The following is a 16765-nucleotide window of genomic DNA, read 5'->3' as shown; positions in this document are numbered from 1 at the left end:
TCACGGGCACATCGGCCTTCTTCGCGGCTTCCACCGCATCCATGATCGCGGTGAGTTGCGGCACGCCGACGCCGGCAACGATACGCGTGGTGCAGATCGAGCCCGGGCCGATGCCGACCTTGATCGAATCCGCGCCCGCATCGATCAGCGCCTGCGCGCCTTCCTTGGTGGCGATATTGCCGGCGATCACCTGAACCGCGTTGGAGAGCCGCTTGATGCGGCTGACCGACTCGAGCACCCGCGCGGAGTGGCCGTGCGCCGTATCCACGACGACAAGATCGACACCGGCATCGATCAAGCGCTCGGTGCGCTCGAAGCCGCCCTCGCCGACCGTAGTCGCCGCCGCCACGCGCAAGCGGCCCTGCGCGTCCTTGCAGGCGAGCGGGTGCGCGACCGCCTTTTCCATGTCCTTCACGGTGATCAGGCCGACGCAACGATACTGATCGTCGACGACCAAGAGCTTTTCGATGCGGTGCTTGTGCAGCATCCGCTTGGCTTCGTCCTGGCTGACGCCCTCGCGCACGGTCACGAGGTTTTCGTGCGTCATCAATTCGGAAATCTTCTGCCGCGGATCGGTGGCAAAGCGCACGTCGCGATTGGTGAGAATGCCGACCAGCTTTCCCGGACGTCCGTCACCGCTGCCGGTGACGACGGGAATGCCGGAGAAACCATGCGTGCTCATCAGCGCCAGCGCGTCCGACAGCATCGCATCGGGGCCAATGGTGAGCGGATTGACCACCATCCCGGATTCGTACTTCTTGACCTGGCGCACCTGCGCGGCCTGCGCCTCGGGATCGAAATTGCGGTGAATGACGCCGACCCCGCCCGCCTGCGCCATCGCAATTGCCATGCGCGCTTCGGTGACGGTATCCATGGCGGAGGCCATGATCGGAATGTTGAGCGGGATCGAGCGGGTGACGCGGGAGCGGATATCGGCGTCTGACGGCAGAATCTCCGAGAGGCCCGGCTTGAGCAGCACGTCATCGAAGGTGAAGGCTTCGCTGATGGCCTGAATTCGCTGCGGCTGCGCCATTACCAACTCCCGTCCTGCGGCCTCTTGGCCGCGTAAAATTTAAATGAGCCAAATCGCCGGCGAAGCTGACTTCGTCGTCGAATCAGGCCCATTAAGTAGGGTTGGCGGTGGTCGATAGCACGCCACCATGACGAATCAAAGGGGACAATTGCGCTTCGGGCGGCGGTCCCACAACCATTGTCGCCAGGGGGCAAGAAAAAGCCGCGGGTGCGTCCCGCGGCTTCAAATCTGGTCTATTGAGCCAGTCTGTTCAGAACTAGTCAGCGTTCTTCGCAGTGCGGACGCGCGATCCGCCATCGAGACAACGCCGGGCCGCCTCGATTTCAGCATCGGTCGCGCCCTTGCTACGGGCGTAAGCTTCCGCCATCGACGCGCTATACTTGGCGACGTAATAACGGACAACGGAGCACGACGCACGATGGAGAATGCCTTCAGCAGAAGCGCTGACCGGCGCGAGACCAAAAACGATCGCGGCAACAAACAGCAAACGAAGCCCCATATCCGGGTTTTCCTTCTCTACAAAATTTCGACAGGGAAATGAGCACCACGGCTCGGCTGTCACGTAGCTCTCACAATGCGTCCCGCAACGCAACCCCATATCGCTCATGTCGCGCAGATTAGCTATGCGCATGTGCACGCGTTAAGGTTTCTGCACATTCTTGCCACAAAAGAAGCAATCACTCACTTCGGCGGTGGTTGCGAGAAACCCTTGAAAACAAAGGCTATCCGATGGTGAATCCTGCCCCATCCCGCTCTTCACCATGCCACAAATGCGGCAGCCGCGACTTCGGTTCCCGGCTCATCACAAAAAATCTCAATGGATAAACAGCGCCTGATTCCGCTCATCGTCGCCACCGCTCTCTTCATGGAGAACATGGATTCGACGGTGATAGCGACCTCGCTGCCGGCGATCGCAGGCGACATCGGCACCAGCCCTCTGACGCTCAAGCTCGCGATCACCTCTTATCTGCTGTCGCTGGCGGTCTTCATTCCCGCGAGCGGCTGGACCGCCGACCGTTTCGGCGCGCGGCTGGTGTTCTCAACCGCCATCGCCGTCTTCATGGCCGGTTCGATCGGCTGCGCGATGTCGGGATCGGTGACGGATTTTGTGATCGCGCGCACCCTGCAAGGCATCGGCGGCGCGATGATGACGCCTGTGGGGCGCCTGGTGCTGCTGCGTTCGATCGACAAGAGCGCGCTGGTCAACGCCATGGCCTGGGTCACCGTCCCGGCCCTGGTGGGCCCGGTGATCGGCCCGCCGCTCGGCGGCTTCATCACCACCTATTTTTCCTGGCACTGGATCTTCCTGATCAACATCCCGATCGGGCTGCTCGGCATCTTCATGGCGCAGCGCTTCATCGATCCGATCAAGAATGAAAACCACGAACGGTTCGATCTTTACGGCATGGTGCTCGCCGGCATCGGGCTCGCCGGCATCGCCTTTGGCCTGTCGGTCGCGGGCCTCAACCTGTTGCCATGGAGCGTGGTCGCTGCGCTGGTTGCGATCGGTTCAGTGTCGATGACGCTCTATGTCATTCACGCCCGGCGCACCGCCTCGCCGGTGCTCGATTTCGGTCTGCTGCGGCTGCCGACGATGCGCGCCAGCATCATCGGTGGCTTCCTGTTCCGGCTCGGCATCGGCGCCATGCCGTTTCTGTTGCCATTGTTGATGCAGATCGGATTTGGCCTGTCACCGTTCTCTTCCGGGCTCGTCACTTTCGGCACCGCAGCCGGCGCCATGGGCATGAAGACGCTCGCCGCCCGCATCATCCGCACCTTCGGCTTCCGCAACCTGATGACAGTGAACGCCGTCGTCAGTTCGATCTTCCTCGGCGCCTGTGCGCTGTTCACCGTCACGACGCCGTTGCTGCTGATCGTCATTATCCTCGTGGTCGGCGGCTTCTTCCGCTCGCTGGAGTTCACCGCGATCAACACCGTCGCCTATGCCGAGGTCGAGCCGCCGCAGATGAGCCGCGCCACCACGCTCGTCAGCGTCAACCAGCAACTCGCGGTTTCAGCCGGCGTCGCCGTCGGCGCCTTTACCGTCGAGACGACGCTGTGGGTGCGTCACATGAGCGAACTCACCGCCGACGTGTTCGCGCCGGCCTTTCTCGTGGTGAGCGTGATCTCGATGCTGTCCGCGTTCCTGTTCTGGCGTATGCCTGACGATGCCGGCCACGAAATATCCGGCCGCAAGGCGGTCGAGATCTCAAGTCGCAAGGGTGCGGCGAAGGAGGCCGCAAAAGCCGCGAGCCAGGGCACGCAGGACGCGCGCGATCAGAAGCTGGGGTAGTCCGGGGTGGCCTCCATCGAGGCGGCCGCGCGAAGCATTCCAGGTTTTGACCGGGGCAACCCCGCCGAGAATTGAAAGGCCCGGCTGACGCCGGGCCCCTCATTGGAATTCGGCGGCGTGGGCGCGCCGAGCCCAGAACGCTGGATCACATGTTGTAGGCGCGCTCGCCATGATCGACGATGTCGAGCCCTTCGCGCTCCTCGTCGACCGTGGGACGCAGACCGACAATAAGATCGACCACTTTATAAAGGATCGCCGAACCGACGCCTGACCAGATCAGCGTCGCCAGCACGGCCTTACCCTGCGCGGTCATCTGCGTGACCAGATCGTAGGTACCGGCATTGTTGCCGGTGATGTTGGTGTAGTCGGTAATGCCGACGCCGCCCAGCGCCGGGTTGACCAAAATGCCGGTGCCAAGCGCGCCGACGATTCCGCCGATGCAGTGGACGCCGAAAACGTCGAGCGCGTCGTCATAGCCCAATGCATTCTTTACCGTCGAGACGAAGAACAGGCAGACCGGCGACACCAAAAGACCGAGCATCATCGCACCGACCGGACCCGCGAAGCCGGAGGCTGGCGTTACCGCCACCAGACCGGCGATCGCGCCGGAGCAGATACCGAGCAGCGACGGCTTGCCCTTGACAAACCATTCGCAGATCAACCACGAAAATGCCGCGCCCGCGGTCGCGACCATGGTGTTGACGAATGCCAGTGCGGTCGTGCTGTTAGCCTCCAGGTTCGAGCCCGCGTTGAAACCGAACCAGCCGACCCAAAGCAGCGAGGCTCCGATCATCGTCATCGTCAGCGAGTGCGGCGCCATTAGCTCCTTACCGTAGCCGGTGCGCTTGCCGATGATGAGCGCTCCGACCAGGCCGGCAATACCTGCATTGATGTGGACGACCGTGCCACCCGCGAAATCGAGCGCACCGGCACCGGCGAGCCAGCCGACACTGCCGGTGACCGCGTCAAGCTTGGCTTGGGCTGCAGCCTTCGCCGTCGCATCTGTCGCAGCCGCGAGCGCCTTGGCGGCCGCCGCCACATCGTCGGGCGCGGCGACGTACCAGACCCAATGCGCGATCGGATAGTAGATCAGCGTCGACCACAGCAGGATGAAAAGCATCACGGCCGAGAACTTGATGCGCTCCGCAAACGCCCCGACGATCAGCGCGGGCGTGATCATCGCAAAGGTCATCTGGAACACAAAATAAGCGTATTCGGGAATCACCACTCCATTGGAGAACGTTGCCGAAGTCGAGTTGACATCGACCCCATGCATGAAGGCCTTGCCAAAGCCGCCGATCAAGGACGTCATGCTGCCGCCGTCGCCGAACGCAAGCGAGTAGCCGTAAACCGTCCAGGTCACGCCGATCATGGAGACGATCGCAAACACCTGGGTTAGCACCGAGGCCATGTTCTTGGTGCGAACCAGACCGCCGTAAAACAGCGCGAGACCCGGAATCGACATCATCAAAACGAGTGCGCTGGAAGTCAGCATCCACGCCACATCGCCCTTGTTGGCAACCGGCGCAGCAGCCGCGGCCGGCGCCGCATCTTCGGCAAATGCAGCGTCGAGGAAGCCTGCGAAGCAGAGCGCTGCGATCGAGAGGGCTGCCCACCCCGCGCGCGTGGGGTACTTAAATGTCATTTTTCACTCCTGAAAGATTGCATGGTGAGGGATTTAACGCGGCGTCAGAGGGCAGCGTCGTCAACCTCGCCGGTGCGGATACGCACCGCGCGCTCGAGACTGGTGACGAAGATCTTGCCGTCACCGATCTGACCGGTCTTTGCTGCCGAGATGATCGCTTCGATGGTTTTGTCGAGCTGGTCCGAAGCGACGGCGATCTCGATCTTGATCTTGGGCAGGAAACTCACGGTGTATTCTGCGCCGCGATAAACTTCGGTATGCCCTTTCTGCCGACCGTATCCCTTGACTTCGGTGACCGTGAGACCATGCACGCCGATCGCAGTCAGGGCGTCACGTACATCCTCTACCTTGAATGGCTTAATGACCGCACTAACGATTTTCATCTCTCGATTCCCCTGGTTGAACTCCCGGCTTAGGGAGGGTGCCAATTCCAACTAACAAGACCGCATGCGTGCTAGGTAAGCCCCTCGCGGGCTCATCTGAAGCAAGGACGGAACTTCCTCGCCGTCCTCGCGACGATTCCCATCGTCCCGATCACTTCAGGTTCGTCATCGCGGTGAGGTCAGCCGAGAGCTTCACGATACCGGCCGCTCCGCACCAGTTGGTGCCCGCGCCACCCGGGTTGATCGGCGTGACATTGGTGGTGCCCGACGCGTTGAAGGCGCTGGTGAAGGCGTTGCAATTGCCCTTGGACAGGTCGGTGCCCGAATAGCGGAAATCCAGCGTGAACGTCTTGTAGGTGAAGCCGACACCGAGGTTCCAGGTGTTGTAGCTGGCGTAGGGAATGCCGCGCGAGAAATTGCCGAGCACGCTGTTGACGCCATAGAACGCGTCGGAGGTGCCGAGCCATTGCCGGCCGAATTCTCCGGAAACATACATCCCGACGCCGCTCTTGCCGAACACCGTTGATGGCGCGGTATATTTGCCGGTGACCGAAGCGTAATCGCCCCACGCGCCGGAGTTCAGGAAATTCGGGGAGTAATACTCGGTGACGCCGAACTGCCAGTTGTCGTTGACGGTGTAGTTGCCCTTGCCATAGACCTCGAAGAAGCTGACATCCTTTTTCATGACATTGTTGTTGGCGAGAAAGATCGTGTCGGTCGAGACCGGGCAGACGTTGCCGCCAGGTATGCCGCCAGTCAGCGTGGTGCCGTCGGCACAATGACCACCCGGGTACAGGTAGCCCCAGACGCCGAAGTCGAGCGCGAAAGCGCCGAAGGTTGAGCGGATGCCGCCGTAGATATCGACCTCGGCTGCCGCACGGTTGGCGAACGAAATGCTCTCCGTGGAGGTGCCGATATAGAGCTGCAGATCTTTGTTGACGTTGTAGCGCGGCTCGAAATAGGCGGTCACCGACGGCTGATGGTTGGATTGCGTGACGCCACGGAAAACGTAATCGCTCATCACCGCGCCGCCGAAAGCAACATCCCAGGGATCGAACGCTGGTGCCGGCGGTGCCTTCAAGGCCTTTGTTGGCAAGTCAGCCGCGGAGGCTGATCCCGAAATCGACGCCAACGCGATAGCGAACAAAGCAGCTTTCTTCATTTCAGTCCTCAATTCCCAGGCTTCGAGTTGCGACGCAGTGAACGCAGAAGTTATTTTTTCCGCGTCGAAATTTATTATTTTGCAATCTGTGCGGAGCTCGCGCGATCGCGAAGCGCAAAAGGAAATCAATTGCCGCTATGTTGGGCGTTCGCCGTGTTTTCGAAAATTTTTGCCGACGGGTGCGCTATTATGACAACAACCGAAGGATGTATCGGCCTATTGGAACCGCTCAGCCCGAAAGTTCCCCTTCGACTGGGAAGACGGCGGGGTCCTTCGTATGAGGGAGAGGCAAAGTTGCGGAACGAAGCCGCAAAAGCCGCGAGCAAATTCCGCAGGACGGACAAACCGACCGAGACGATTCGATGATCTCGGCTTCGCACGGTCGAAGCCTATGCGCAGGCGGTGCAAACGGCGACGCCGATACTTGACGAACGTGCGCCGCAGCCTCTCCGATTGTTTCGCTGACGCTCGACAGCCTAGGCCAGGCTCGCCCCGCCCCGAAATCCCGTCGCCAGGACATAGCGCTCGGACGAATCCTGACGGCTCGCCGCAGGCTTCACGTGGCGCACGCTGGCATAATCGCGTTTCAATAGCGCCATCAGTTCGGCATCGGCGCCGCTTTGAAACGTCTTTGCCAGGAACGTCCCCCCCGGCTTCAACACCTCGGCGGCAAACGCCGCCGCGGTTTCGACGAGGCCGACCATGCGGAGCTGGTCGGTCTTGCGATGGCCTGTGGTGTTGGCGGCCATATCGGACATGACGATGTCGGCGCGGCCCTCCATCATCGCGATCAGGCGAGCCGGCGCGTCGGCGGCCAGAAAATCGAGCTGAGCAAAAACGACGCCGGGAATCTCGGGCATTTCCAGCAGATCGATCGCAACCACCCTGCCCTTGCCGCTCGCAAGGCCAACGCGCTTGGCCGCGACCTGGCTCCAGCCGCCGGGCGCTGCGCCCAGATCGACCACGGTCATACCGGGCTTGAGCAGGTGATATTTGTCGTCAATCTCGGTGAGCTTGAACGCGGCGCGCGAACGAAAGCCCTCGCGCTTGGCGCGCGCGACGTAGGGATCGTTGAGCTGGCGCTCCAGCCACAGTTTTGAGGACAGCTTGCGCTTGCCGCCGCTTTTGACGGTGACATGCAGCCGCCCTGTCGTGTCTTTGGCCATTTGCCCCACCGTCATTCCGGGGCGCATCGAAGATGCGAAGCCGGAATCTCGAGATTCCGGGTCTGCGCTTCGCGCATCCCGGAATGACATCCTGAAAGTCAGATTACCGCGTCGTCAACGCGCCGTCCTCGCGCATCATCTCCACCAGCATCCCCTCACGCAGACCGCGGTCGGCGACGCGCAGCCGCTGCAACGGGAAGGCGTTGCGGATCGCATCGAGAATAGCGCAGCCGGCGAGCACAAGGTCGGCGCGCTCGACGCTGATGCATTGATTGGCGGCGCGTTCCTGATAGCTCATGCGCAGCAGCCGGGCGACGGTGGTGGTGATTTCCACATCGTTCATCCAGATGCCGTCGACCCGACGCCGGTCATAGCGGTGCAGGTTGAGATGGATGCCGGCAAGCGTCGTCACGGTGCCGGAGGTCCCGAGCAGATGCATCTGGTCGAGATCGCGGTTGTGTTCGGCGGCAAAGGGCTCCACGTGCCTTGCGACCTCGGCCGTCATCGCCGCGTAGGATTGCGCCGTGACGTCGCGGCCACCGAAATGCTCGGCAAGCGTGACCACGCCGAGCGGGATCGACATCCACGCCTTGATGCGCGGCGGCGCATCGCGGACCGACGGATCACGCTCGATGCGGACCAGTTCGGTGGAACCGCCGCCGATGTCGAACAGGATGGCGCCGCGCCCGGCAGGGTCGAGCAACGGCGAGCAGCCGATCACCGCCAGCGCGGCCTCGGTCTCGCGATCGATGACTTCAAGGCGGATGCCGGTCTCGGCGGCGACGCGATTGCGAAAGCCTTCCGCATTCGAGGCCGCACGGCAGGCTTCGGTCGCGATCAGCCGCAGGCGCTTTGCCTTGCGCGATTTGATCTTGTCGCGGCAAACGCTCAAGGCGGCAATGGCGCGTTCGATCGCCGCCTCGCTGATGCAGCCCGTGGCCGAAATGCCCTCGCCGAGTCGCACGATCCGGGAAAACGAATCGACCACACGGAAACCGTCCTCCGTGGGGCATGCGATCAACAGGCGGCAATTATTGGTGCCGAGATCGAGCGCCGCATAGACCTCGGCGCTAGGCACCAATTTCGCCTCCGCGGCATCGGCCGCGACCGGTAGTATCGAGGCTGCGCGCGACGCCGACGCCGCGTCGTCGCGAGCCCGCGTATCGTCCTTCATTCAATGTCTTTCCCGGGGCTAGATGGCGCCCGCCGAGGAATTTCTGTTTCAGGAACGACTCTAGCAGTGACGGGGCGACTGGCAAGGGCGGTGCAGCAACTGACAGGCGACCATGTCCAATCAGACATTGTCGCCGCCGGTTCCGTGGTTTATCTGGGACACAACGCCAAACCTCCGAAAAATCGGCGATTTCGGGACATTTCGATGCAAGATCACACGCCTTCCACCTCTCTGGAAAACGCTATCGCACTGCAAAAATTCGGTGTGGGGCAGCCCGTTCGCCGCAAGGAGGACGACACGCTGGTCCGCGGCAAGGGCAAATATACCGACGACTTCCAGCTTCCCCGCCAGGCCTATGCCTGGATCGTGCGCTCCACCCATGCCCATGGTCTGATCCGGGGCATCGATACGTCGGCCGCCAAAGCGATGCCGGGGGTACTGGGGGTGTGGACCGGGCAGGACCTCGTCGCTGCCGGCTATGGCCCCTTCACCTGCGCGCTGCCGCTCAAGAGCCGCGATGGCACGCCGCTGCACCAGACCAACCGCACCGCCTTGATGACCGACAAGGTGCGCTTTGTCGGCGACCCCGTCGCCTTCGTGGTGGCCGAGACGCTCGCACAGGCCCGCGACGCCGCCGAGGCCGTTGAGGTCGATATCGAGCCGCTGCCCTCGGTGACCGATCCTGAGGAGGCGGCACAACCCGGTGCGCCGCAGCTTTACGATCACATCCCCAACAATGTCGCGCTCGATTATCACTTCGGCGATGCGGAGGAGGTGGAAGCCGCCTTCAAGAGCGCCGCGCACGTCACCAAGCTCGACATTCTCAACAATCGCGTGGCAGTCGTGGCGATGGAGCCGCGTGCCGCGCTTGCCTCCTACGACAGCAAGACCGAGCGCTTCACCATTCAGGTGCCGACGCAGGGCGTCGCGGCCAACCGCGTCAACCTCGCCAAGAACATTCTGAAGGTCCCGAACGAGAAGGTGCATCTGTTGACCGCCAATGTCGGCGGCTCGTTCGGCATGAAGAACACCAGCTATCCCGAATATGTCTGTATCCTGCATGCCGCGAAGGTGCTGGGACGGCCGGTCAAATGGACCGATGAGCGCTCGACGAGCTTCCTCTCCGACAGCCACGGCCGCGCCCAGAAGATCCATTGCGAGCTCGCGCTCGATGCCGACGGCAAGTTTCTGGCCGTGAAGGTTTCCGGCTATGGCAATCTCGGCTCCTACATCACCGGCGTCGCACCGCAGCCGCTATCGCTGAACATCGGCAAAAACCTTTCCAGCGTCTACCAGACGCCACTGATGAGCGTCGATATCAAGACGGTGCTGACCAATACCTCGCACATGGGCGCCTATCGAGGCGCCGGCCGGCCCGAGGCCAACTATTTCATGGAGCGGCTGATCGACCGCGCCGCCGACGAGATGGGCATCAACCGCCTGACCTTGCGCAAGCGTAACTTCATCAAGACCTCGCAGATCCCGTTCAACGCCTCTTCCGGCATGGTCTATGACAGCGGCGACTTCCAGGGCGTGTTCAACAAGGCGCTGGAGATTTCCGACCACGCCAACTTCGCCAAACGCAAGAAGGAAAGCCGCAAGCGCGGCAAGCTGCGCGGCGTTGCGGTCGGCTCCTATCTCGAAGTCACCGCCCCGCCCAATGTCGAACTCGGCAAGATCGTGTTCGAGGACGACGGCTCGGTGAAAATCATCACCGGCACGCTCGACTACGGCCAGGGCCATGCGACGCCGTTCGCGCAGGTGCTGTCGGACCAGCTTGGCGTTCCGTTCGACCGCATCAAGCTCGAACAGGGCGACAGCGACCTCGTTCATACCGGCAATGGCACCGGCGGCTCGCGCTCGATCACCGCCAGCGGCATGGCGATCGTGGAGGCTTCCAGGCTCGTCATCGAAAAGGGCAAGCGCGCCGCAGCCCATCTGATGGAAGCCGCCGAAGGCGACATCGAGTTCGCCAACGGCCAGTTCACGATCGCCGGCACCGACCGCTCGATCGACATCATGGAGCTGTCGCGGCGGCTGCGCGACGGCAAGATGCCGGACGACGTACCCAATTCGCTCGACGTCGACCATACCACCGGCCCGATCGCCTCGACCTTCCCCAATGGCTGCCACGTCGCCGAGGTCGAGATCGATCCGGATACCGGCGTCGTCGACATCGTGCGCTACACCGGCGTCAACGACTTCGGCACCGTCGTGAACCCGATGCTTGTCGCGGGCCAGCTCCATGGCGGCGTCGCGCAGGGCATCGGTCAGGCGTTCATGGAACATGTCAGCTACGACGCCAACGGCCAGCCGATCACCGGCTCGTTCATGGACTATGCGCTGCCGCGCGCCGAGGACATCCCTTTGATGCAGATCGGCGATCATCCCTCGCCTGCCACGTCCAATCCGCTTGGCACCAAGGGCTGCGGCGAAGCCGGCTGCGCCGGTTCGCTCTCGACATTGATCAATGCGGTGCTGGACGCGCTGTCGGAGCTCGGCATCACCTCGATCGACATGCCGCTGACGCCGGAGCGGGTCTGGCGCGCGATCCAGGAGGCCAAAGCGAAGGTGGCGTAGGGCTCGACCACCGCCACGTCCACAGCTGTCGTCGCCCGGCTTGACCGGGCGATCCAGCATTCCAGAGACGTCCATGATAAACCGTGAGGCCGCGGCGTACTGGATACCCCGCCTTCGCGGGGTATGACGGCGAGCGGACTACGCCGCCGCCTGCTCGCGCGGCTGGTAGATCGCAATGTGCCGGCAATGCGCCAGCGGCGTGATGCCGTTGCCGACGACGAGCGCGTCGAACTCGACGAAGCGATGGCCCTTTTTCTCGTAATTGCCCGTGACCTTCGCGCGCGCGATGATTTCGTCGCCGCGGCGGGCGGCATTCAATAGCTGCATACGGCTGCCGACGTGAATCCACGGGCCGAGGACGGCGTTGTCGACCAGCACCTTGTTCATCACGCGTTGCAACAGCCCGGGATGGCCGAGACCCTCACGAACGTAGATGCCATCTGTCTCCCTGATGTCATCGAGATATTCGTCGGCCGCGTCGCCCGCCCAGCTCCGCGGCATCGAGCCCAGCCACTGGCCGAGCGGGTACGACGCCGGGCTGACCGGCTTGCGCTCGGCAACCGGGGCGGTCGCCGGATAGTCGCTGATCGAGAGCGTCGGTAGGCCGGCCGGAAGCGAAGCGGTTCCCGTGGCACAGAGTTCGCCGCGGCTTTCGACCTCGATCGTGATGACGCCGTCCGTTTCCTGGCCTCTCACCTCGGCGAGTTCTCCGTCATAGACCGGCTTGACGAAGCGCGTCTCGATCAAGCCACGCTCGAGAAAGGCGCGGCCCCATGCCGCGACGGGCAAATGCATCATGTAGGCCATGACGTCGACGCCGGGCACCAGGCCCCCGGCAAAGCCGAAACGGCGCGCAACCGTGTCGTCATGCATCTTGTTTTCGGACTGCTTGGCAGTGTTGTAGGCCTCGACGCGGTAGGTTTCGATCAAGCCGGTCATGGCCATGTTCCCCTCAACGATCCTGTGGGCTGATGCTACGCCAAGGCGCCGCGATGGCAAGGGTGCCATGTCCGCCGCTTTTCTCCGTCTTTTCCTCGCATTTTGACTGCCGATGAGTTACCAGCGGGCCCTCAACGCCCTATCTACTTGCAATCAATGACGGCGCTCTCAAATTCCACACGCATCTATGTCGATGCCGACGCCTGCCCGGTGAAGGACGAGATTTACCGGGTCGCAGCGCGGCATGGCCTGCCCGTGACCGTGGTCGCCGGCCAGTTCATCCGCGTGCCGCAGGATCTCCTGATCGAGCGGATCGCGGCCGGTTCCGCGATGGATGCCGCCGATGACTGGATCGCGGAGCGTGCCGGCCCCGGCGACATCGTCATCACCGCGGATATTCCGCTGGCGAGCCGCTGCGTGAAATCAGGCGCCGAGGTGATCGCGCCCAACGGCAAGCCGTTCACGGAAGCGTCGATCGGCATGACACTGGCGGTGCGCAATCTCATGACCGACCTGCGCTCATCCGGCGAGATCACCGGTGGACCGCGGGGCTTCTCGCCGCGCGATCGCTCGGCCTTCCTGTCGGCGCTCGATCAGACCATTCGCCGCATCCAGCGCCGCCGGGCCGATGCGCCCGCCCCTCCGCAAGGCTGAGGCGACACGATGGCACCGCCGCTGATCCAACTGAAGGACATTGCACTGACGTTCGGCGGCACGCCGTTACTGTCAGGCGTCGAATTGTCGGTATCGGCGGAAGAGCGCGTCTGCCTGATCGGCCGCAACGGCTCCGGCAAGTCGACGCTGCTCAAGATCGCCGCCGGCCTCGTTGAACCGGATCACGGCACTCGGTTTGTCCAGCCGGGGGCAACGATCCGCTATCTGCCGCAGGAGCCGGATTTTGCCGGCCACGCCACCACGCTCGCCTATGTCGAGGCCGGGCTCGGTCCCGGCGATGACCGCTATCCCGCGCGCTATCTGCTCGAACAGCTCGGGCTCCGCGGCGATGAAGATCCTGCGCACTTGTCCGGTGGCGAAGCACGGCGCGCGGCGCTGGCGCGCGTGCTGGCGCCCTCGCCCAACATCCTGCTGCTCGATGAGCCGACCAACCATCTCGACCTCACCACCATCGAATGGCTGGAACACGAACTCGACGGCCGCCGCAGCGCGCTGGTTCTGATCAGCCACGATCGCCGCTTTCTTTCCAACCTGTCGCGCTCGACCGCCTGGCTCGACCGCGGCAAGATCAGGCAGATCGACCGCGGCTTTGCCGCCTTTGAGGCCTGGCGCGACGAGGTGCTGGCCGAGGAAGAGCGCGAGCAGCACAAGCTCGACCGCAAGATCGTCGACGAAGAACACTGGCTGCGTTACGGCGTCTCCGGGCGCCGCAAGCGCAACGTCAAGCGGCTCGGCAATCTGCACGCCTTGCGTCAGCAGCGCCGCGACTATCGCGGCAGCGCCGGCAGCGCCAATCTCGCCGCAGCGGAAGCGGAGAAATCCGGCCGCCTCGTCATCGAGGCCAAGGGCATCGGCCGCACCTACGGCGATCGCACCATCGTCGACAACTTCTCGATCCGTATCCAGCGCGGCGACCGCGTCGGCATTGTCGGCCCGAACGGCGCCGGCAAGACGACGCTGATCGAAATGCTGACCGGCGCCAAGGCGCCGGACGGCGGCAGCATCCGTTTCGGCGCCAATATCGAGATGGCAACGCTCGACCAGCACCGCGAAAGCCTCGACCCGAAATCGACACTGGCCGAAGCGTTGACCGGCGGCCGCGGCGACCATGTCATGGTCGGCGGCAAGCCAAAGCATGTCGTCGGCTACATGAAGGACTTTTTATTCGCCGAGGAACAGCGGCGCACGCCGCTCGAAGCTCTGTCCGGCGGCGAACGCGGCCGCTTGATGCTGGCGCGCGCGCTGGCAAAGCCGTCAAATTTGCTCGTGCTGGACGAGCCGACCAACGATCTCGATCTTGAGACGCTCGATGTGCTCGAGGACATGCTCGGTGACTACGAAGGCACGGTGATCCTGATCAGCCACGACCGCGACTTCCTCGACCGTGTCGTCACCTCCGTGATCGTGCCAGAGGGCCAGGGGCGCTGGATCGAATATGCCGGCGGCTATACCGACATGCTGGCGCAGCGCGGCGCGGACTTGAAGCGCGAGGCCGCAAAGGCGCCGGCCTCTACCGAAAAGAAAGAGACCGACAAGCAAGCCAAGACCGCTACGCCACCGGCCGCGCCCAAACGACGGCTCTCGTTCAATGAAAAGCACGCGCTGGAAACCTTGCCGAAAACCATTGCCAAGCTCCAGGCCGAGATCGAAAAACTCCGCCTCACGCTTGACGATCCCGATCTCTACGCCAAGGATCGCAATAAGTTCGATCAGGCCTCCGCCGCCATGACCAAGGCGCAGCAGGAATTGCACGTGGCTGAGGACAAGTGGCTGGAACTTGAAGTGTTACGTGAAGAGATAGAACAGGCTTGAACCGGCCTTACCGCCGTCGTCGCGAGGAGCCCGCGACAAGTTGCGAAGCAATTTTGCGCTGGAGCGACGAGGCAATCCAGAAAATCTCTCTGCGATCCGGACTGGATTGCTTCGCTATCGCTCGCAACGACGAAAACAAAACTGGAGTTGACCCATGACCACGCCCCTCGCCGCCAAGATCGCCCGTGAATACGGCACGCCGGTTGCCGTCATCGATATGGACCGGGTCGAACGCAACATCGCGCGGGTGCAGAAGGCGTGTGACGAGGCCGGCCTCGCCAACCGTCCGCACATCAAGACCCACAAGAGCCCGGTGCTGGCGAAGATGCAGATCGCCGCCGGGGCCCAAGGCATCACCTGCCAGAAGCTCGGCGAAGCCGAGGTGATGGCGGAATCCGGCATCGACAACATCCTGATCAGCTACAACCTGCTCGGCGAAGAGAAGATGGCGCGGCTCGGCGCCTTGCAGGCCAAGGCGCAGATGAAGGTCGCCGCCGACAACCCGACCGTGGTGGCGAGCCTGACGCAGGCGGCCGCCGCCTCAGGCCGTCCGCTGTCGGTCGTGGTCGAATGCGACACCGGCCGCAAGCGCGCCGGCGTTGAGACACCGGCGGAAGCGATCGCGCTCGCGCGCAAGATCGCGGACTCCAAGGGCCTCGTCTTTTCAGGGTTCATGCTCTATCCAACCGAAACCGGCTGGGCCGAGGCGCAGAAATTCTATGACGAGGCGCTCGCCGGCGTTCGCGCGCACGGGCTGGAGGCGACCATGGTCTCGACCGGCGGCTCGCCGAACCTGAAAAATCTTGGCAAGCTGAAGGGCGCGACCGAACACCGGCCCGGCACTTATATCTACAACGACCGGATGCAGGTCGGCGCAGGGGTCGCGACCTGGGAGGATTGCGCGCTTCATATCTATTCGACCGTGGTCAGCCGCGCGGGTGCCGATCGCGGCATTCTCGATGCCGGATCGAAGACGCTGACCTCGGATACCGGCAGCGGCCTCGACGGCCACGGGCTGATCCTGGAACATCCCGAAGCGCGAATTGCAAAGTTCGCCGAGGAGCACGGTTTTCTCGACCTCGCCCGCAGCAATACCCGCCCTGAGGTCGGCGATGTCGTGCGGATCGTCCCCAATCACGTCTGCGTCGTCGTCAACATGATGGACGAAGTGGTGATGGTGCGCGGCGAGGAAATTCTCGGCACGCTGCCGGTCGCCGCGCGGGGCAAATTGCGTTAGCCGCTGGAGAGCGCCCGCAGCTCCTGGTCAAGCCGATCGCGGAACGCCTTGATTGGCCGCGCCAGCCGTCCGGCCGGCGGACGGTGCACCATCCAGGCGCGGACTGCCGGGTTGAAACCTTCGATCCTGATGGTCTTGAGCCGGTCGCGTAGCGGGCTCCGCTTCAGCGCCACCGGCGTCACGACTCCGATGCCCAGTCCGCGCGCCACCAGCGACAGCCGCAACTCGCTGTCCAACGCCTCGACCGCGATATTGAACGGCAAGTGCGCGGCGTCGAAGTGGCGCTTCAGCGTTTGACGGAACCCGCAACCGTCCTGGTTCATCACCCATCCCATGCGCGATAGCACTTCGAGGTCGGCGGATTTCGGCAGCTTCGTGGAGCGTGCGACGACGAAGACAACCGGTTGCGCGCCGAGATCATCCGCGACGAGATCCGCCCGCGGCACCGTGCCGTCGGGAATGCAGATTGCCGCGGCGTCGAGCTCATTGCGCGCTACGGCCTCGATCTGGTGCGGCGACAAGCCCGCTACGACACGCACCGCGAGCGCGGGAAATTCCGCGCGCACGGCGTCGAGCGGCGCCGCCAAACCCGCTTCCGACAGATACGGCGTCAGCCCCAGCCTGAACTCGCCGCGTACAGCGTCGTCAGCGACGCCCGACTTCAGA

General features: G+C 63.2%; 14 protein-coding genes. 5 read left to right on the top strand and 9 right to left on the bottom strand.

Features of this window, described 5'->3' with window-relative positions; all coding sequences use genetic code 11:
- Both guaB and VFL62_RS15905 read right to left on the bottom strand, forming a co-directional pair.
- On the bottom strand, positions 1 to 1033 hold a 1033-nt coding region (guaB, locus tag VFL62_RS15910; RefSeq protein ID WP_325173339.1), incomplete at its 3' end, for an IMP dehydrogenase.
- A 256-nt stretch (positions 1034 to 1289) separates the two neighbouring features.
- Positions 1290 to 1532 carry a hypothetical protein gene (locus VFL62_RS15905; RefSeq protein WP_325173340.1) on the bottom strand — a complete coding sequence of 81 codons (243 nt, stop codon included), beginning with the start codon at positions 1530 to 1532 and terminating at the stop codon, positions 1290 to 1292.
- A 318-nt stretch (positions 1533 to 1850) separates the two neighbouring features.
- On the opposite strand from VFL62_RS15905, the gene VFL62_RS15900 reads away from it, so the two are divergent.
- Positions 1851 to 3326 (top strand): MFS transporter, encoded by a 1476-nt coding sequence (locus VFL62_RS15900; protein ID WP_325173338.1) that lies wholly within the window; start codon positions 1851 to 1853, stop codon positions 3324 to 3326.
- 145 nt (positions 3327 to 3471) lie between these two features.
- Here the strand turns inward: VFL62_RS15900 and VFL62_RS15895 are convergent, their stop codons facing one another.
- From VFL62_RS15895 to VFL62_RS15875, 5 genes are all read right to left on the bottom strand, one after another.
- Positions 3472 to 4971: an ammonium transporter gene (locus tag VFL62_RS15895; RefSeq protein ID WP_325173337.1), complete on the bottom strand. Its 1500-nt coding sequence runs from the start codon at positions 4969 to 4971 to the stop codon at positions 3472 to 3474.
- Between the two features lie 44 nt (positions 4972 to 5015).
- Positions 5016 to 5354: a P-II family nitrogen regulator gene (locus VFL62_RS15890; protein WP_325173336.1), complete on the bottom strand. Its 339-nt coding sequence runs from the start codon at positions 5352 to 5354 to the stop codon at positions 5016 to 5018.
- A gap of 151 nt (positions 5355 to 5505) precedes the next feature.
- Entirely contained in the window at positions 5506 to 6516 is a 1011-nt protein-coding gene (locus VFL62_RS15885; RefSeq protein WP_325173335.1) for a TorF family putative porin, read from the bottom strand.
- A 476-nt stretch (positions 6517 to 6992) separates the two neighbouring features.
- A complete protein-coding gene (locus VFL62_RS15880) occupies positions 6993 to 7682 on the bottom strand; it encodes an RlmE family RNA methyltransferase (protein WP_325173334.1) in 690 nt (229 codons plus the stop codon).
- A gap of 103 nt (positions 7683 to 7785) precedes the next feature.
- Complete coding sequence (locus VFL62_RS15875; protein ID WP_325173333.1) at positions 7786 to 8856, bottom strand: Ppx/GppA phosphatase family protein; 1071 nt, start codon at positions 8854 to 8856, stop codon at positions 7786 to 7788.
- A gap of 204 nt (positions 8857 to 9060) precedes the next feature.
- Here VFL62_RS15875 and VFL62_RS15870 point away from each other — a divergent pair, with 204 nt between their 5' ends.
- A complete protein-coding gene (locus VFL62_RS15870) occupies positions 9061 to 11436 on the top strand; it encodes a xanthine dehydrogenase family protein molybdopterin-binding subunit (protein ID WP_325173332.1) in 2376 nt (791 codons plus the stop codon).
- 138 nt (positions 11437 to 11574) lie between these two features.
- Here VFL62_RS15870 and VFL62_RS15865 read toward each other — a convergent pair whose 3' ends face one another.
- On the bottom strand, positions 11575 to 12375 hold the full coding sequence (locus tag VFL62_RS15865; RefSeq protein WP_325173331.1) for a hypothetical protein: 801 nt from the start codon (positions 12373 to 12375) through the stop codon (positions 11575 to 11577).
- A gap of 156 nt (positions 12376 to 12531) precedes the next feature.
- Between VFL62_RS15865 and VFL62_RS15860 the strand changes: the two genes are divergently transcribed.
- The 3 genes from VFL62_RS15860 to VFL62_RS15850 all read left to right on the top strand — a co-directional run bounded on the left by VFL62_RS15860 (position 12532) and on the right by VFL62_RS15850 (position 16099).
- Positions 12532 to 13029 (top strand): YaiI/YqxD family protein, encoded by a 498-nt coding sequence (locus VFL62_RS15860; protein ID WP_325173330.1) that lies wholly within the window; start codon positions 12532 to 12534, stop codon positions 13027 to 13029.
- 9 nt (positions 13030 to 13038) lie between these two features.
- Positions 13039 to 14862, top strand: a complete 1824-nt coding sequence (locus tag VFL62_RS15855; protein ID WP_325173329.1) for an ABC-F family ATP-binding cassette domain-containing protein — start codon at positions 13039 to 13041, stop codon at positions 14860 to 14862.
- Between the two features lie 154 nt (positions 14863 to 15016).
- Positions 15017 to 16099 carry a D-TA family PLP-dependent enzyme gene (locus VFL62_RS15850; protein WP_325173328.1) on the top strand — a complete coding sequence of 361 codons (1083 nt, stop codon included), beginning with the start codon at positions 15017 to 15019 and terminating at the stop codon, positions 16097 to 16099.
- On the opposite strand, the gene VFL62_RS15845 is transcribed toward VFL62_RS15850, so the two are convergent.
- The coding region (locus tag VFL62_RS15845; RefSeq protein ID WP_325173327.1) for a substrate-binding domain-containing protein at positions 16096 to 16765 on the bottom strand (670 nt) is incomplete at its 5' end. The genes VFL62_RS15850 and VFL62_RS15845 overlap by 4 nt on opposite strands.

The organism is Bradyrhizobium sp., from assembly GCF_035701725.1.
In the GTDB taxonomy this organism is placed as follows: Bacteria; Pseudomonadota; Alphaproteobacteria; order Rhizobiales; family Xanthobacteraceae; genus Bradyrhizobium.
This window is presented reverse-complemented; position numbering and strand designations above follow the sequence as displayed.

Bases quoted from the DNA above. Each gene is read 5' to 3' on its own strand.
- VFL62_RS15905 (WP_325173340.1), bottom strand. From the start codon at position 1,532: ATGGGGCTTCGTTTGCTGTTTGTTGCCGCGATCGTTTTTGGTCTCGCG.
- VFL62_RS15900 (WP_325173338.1), top strand. From the start codon at position 1,851: ATGGATAAACAGCGCCTGATTCCGCTCATCGTCGCCACCGCTCTCTTC.
- VFL62_RS15895 (WP_325173337.1), bottom strand. From the start codon at position 4,971: ATGACATTTAAGTACCCCACGCGCGCGGGGTGGGCAGCCCTCTCGATC.
- VFL62_RS15890 (WP_325173336.1), bottom strand. From the start codon at position 5,354: ATGAAAATCGTTAGTGCGGTCATTAAGCCATTCAAGGTAGAGGATGTA.
- VFL62_RS15885 (WP_325173335.1), bottom strand. From the start codon at position 6,516: ATGAAGAAAGCTGCTTTGTTCGCTATCGCGTTGGCGTCGATTTCGGGA.
- VFL62_RS15880 (WP_325173334.1), bottom strand. From the start codon at position 7,682: ATGGCCAAAGACACGACAGGGCGGCTGCATGTCACCGTCAAAAGCGGC.
- VFL62_RS15875 (WP_325173333.1), bottom strand. From the start codon at position 8,856: ATGAAGGACGATACGCGGGCTCGCGACGACGCGGCGTCGGCGTCGCGC.
- VFL62_RS15870 (WP_325173332.1), top strand. From the start codon at position 9,061: ATGCAAGATCACACGCCTTCCACCTCTCTGGAAAACGCTATCGCACTG.
- VFL62_RS15865 (WP_325173331.1), bottom strand. From the start codon at position 12,375: ATGACCGGCTTGATCGAAACCTACCGCGTCGAGGCCTACAACACTGCC.
- VFL62_RS15860 (WP_325173330.1), top strand. From the start codon at position 12,532: ATGACGGCGCTCTCAAATTCCACACGCATCTATGTCGATGCCGACGCC.
- VFL62_RS15855 (WP_325173329.1), top strand. From the start codon at position 13,039: ATGGCACCGCCGCTGATCCAACTGAAGGACATTGCACTGACGTTCGGC.
- VFL62_RS15850 (WP_325173328.1), top strand. From the start codon at position 15,017: ATGACCACGCCCCTCGCCGCCAAGATCGCCCGTGAATACGGCACGCCG.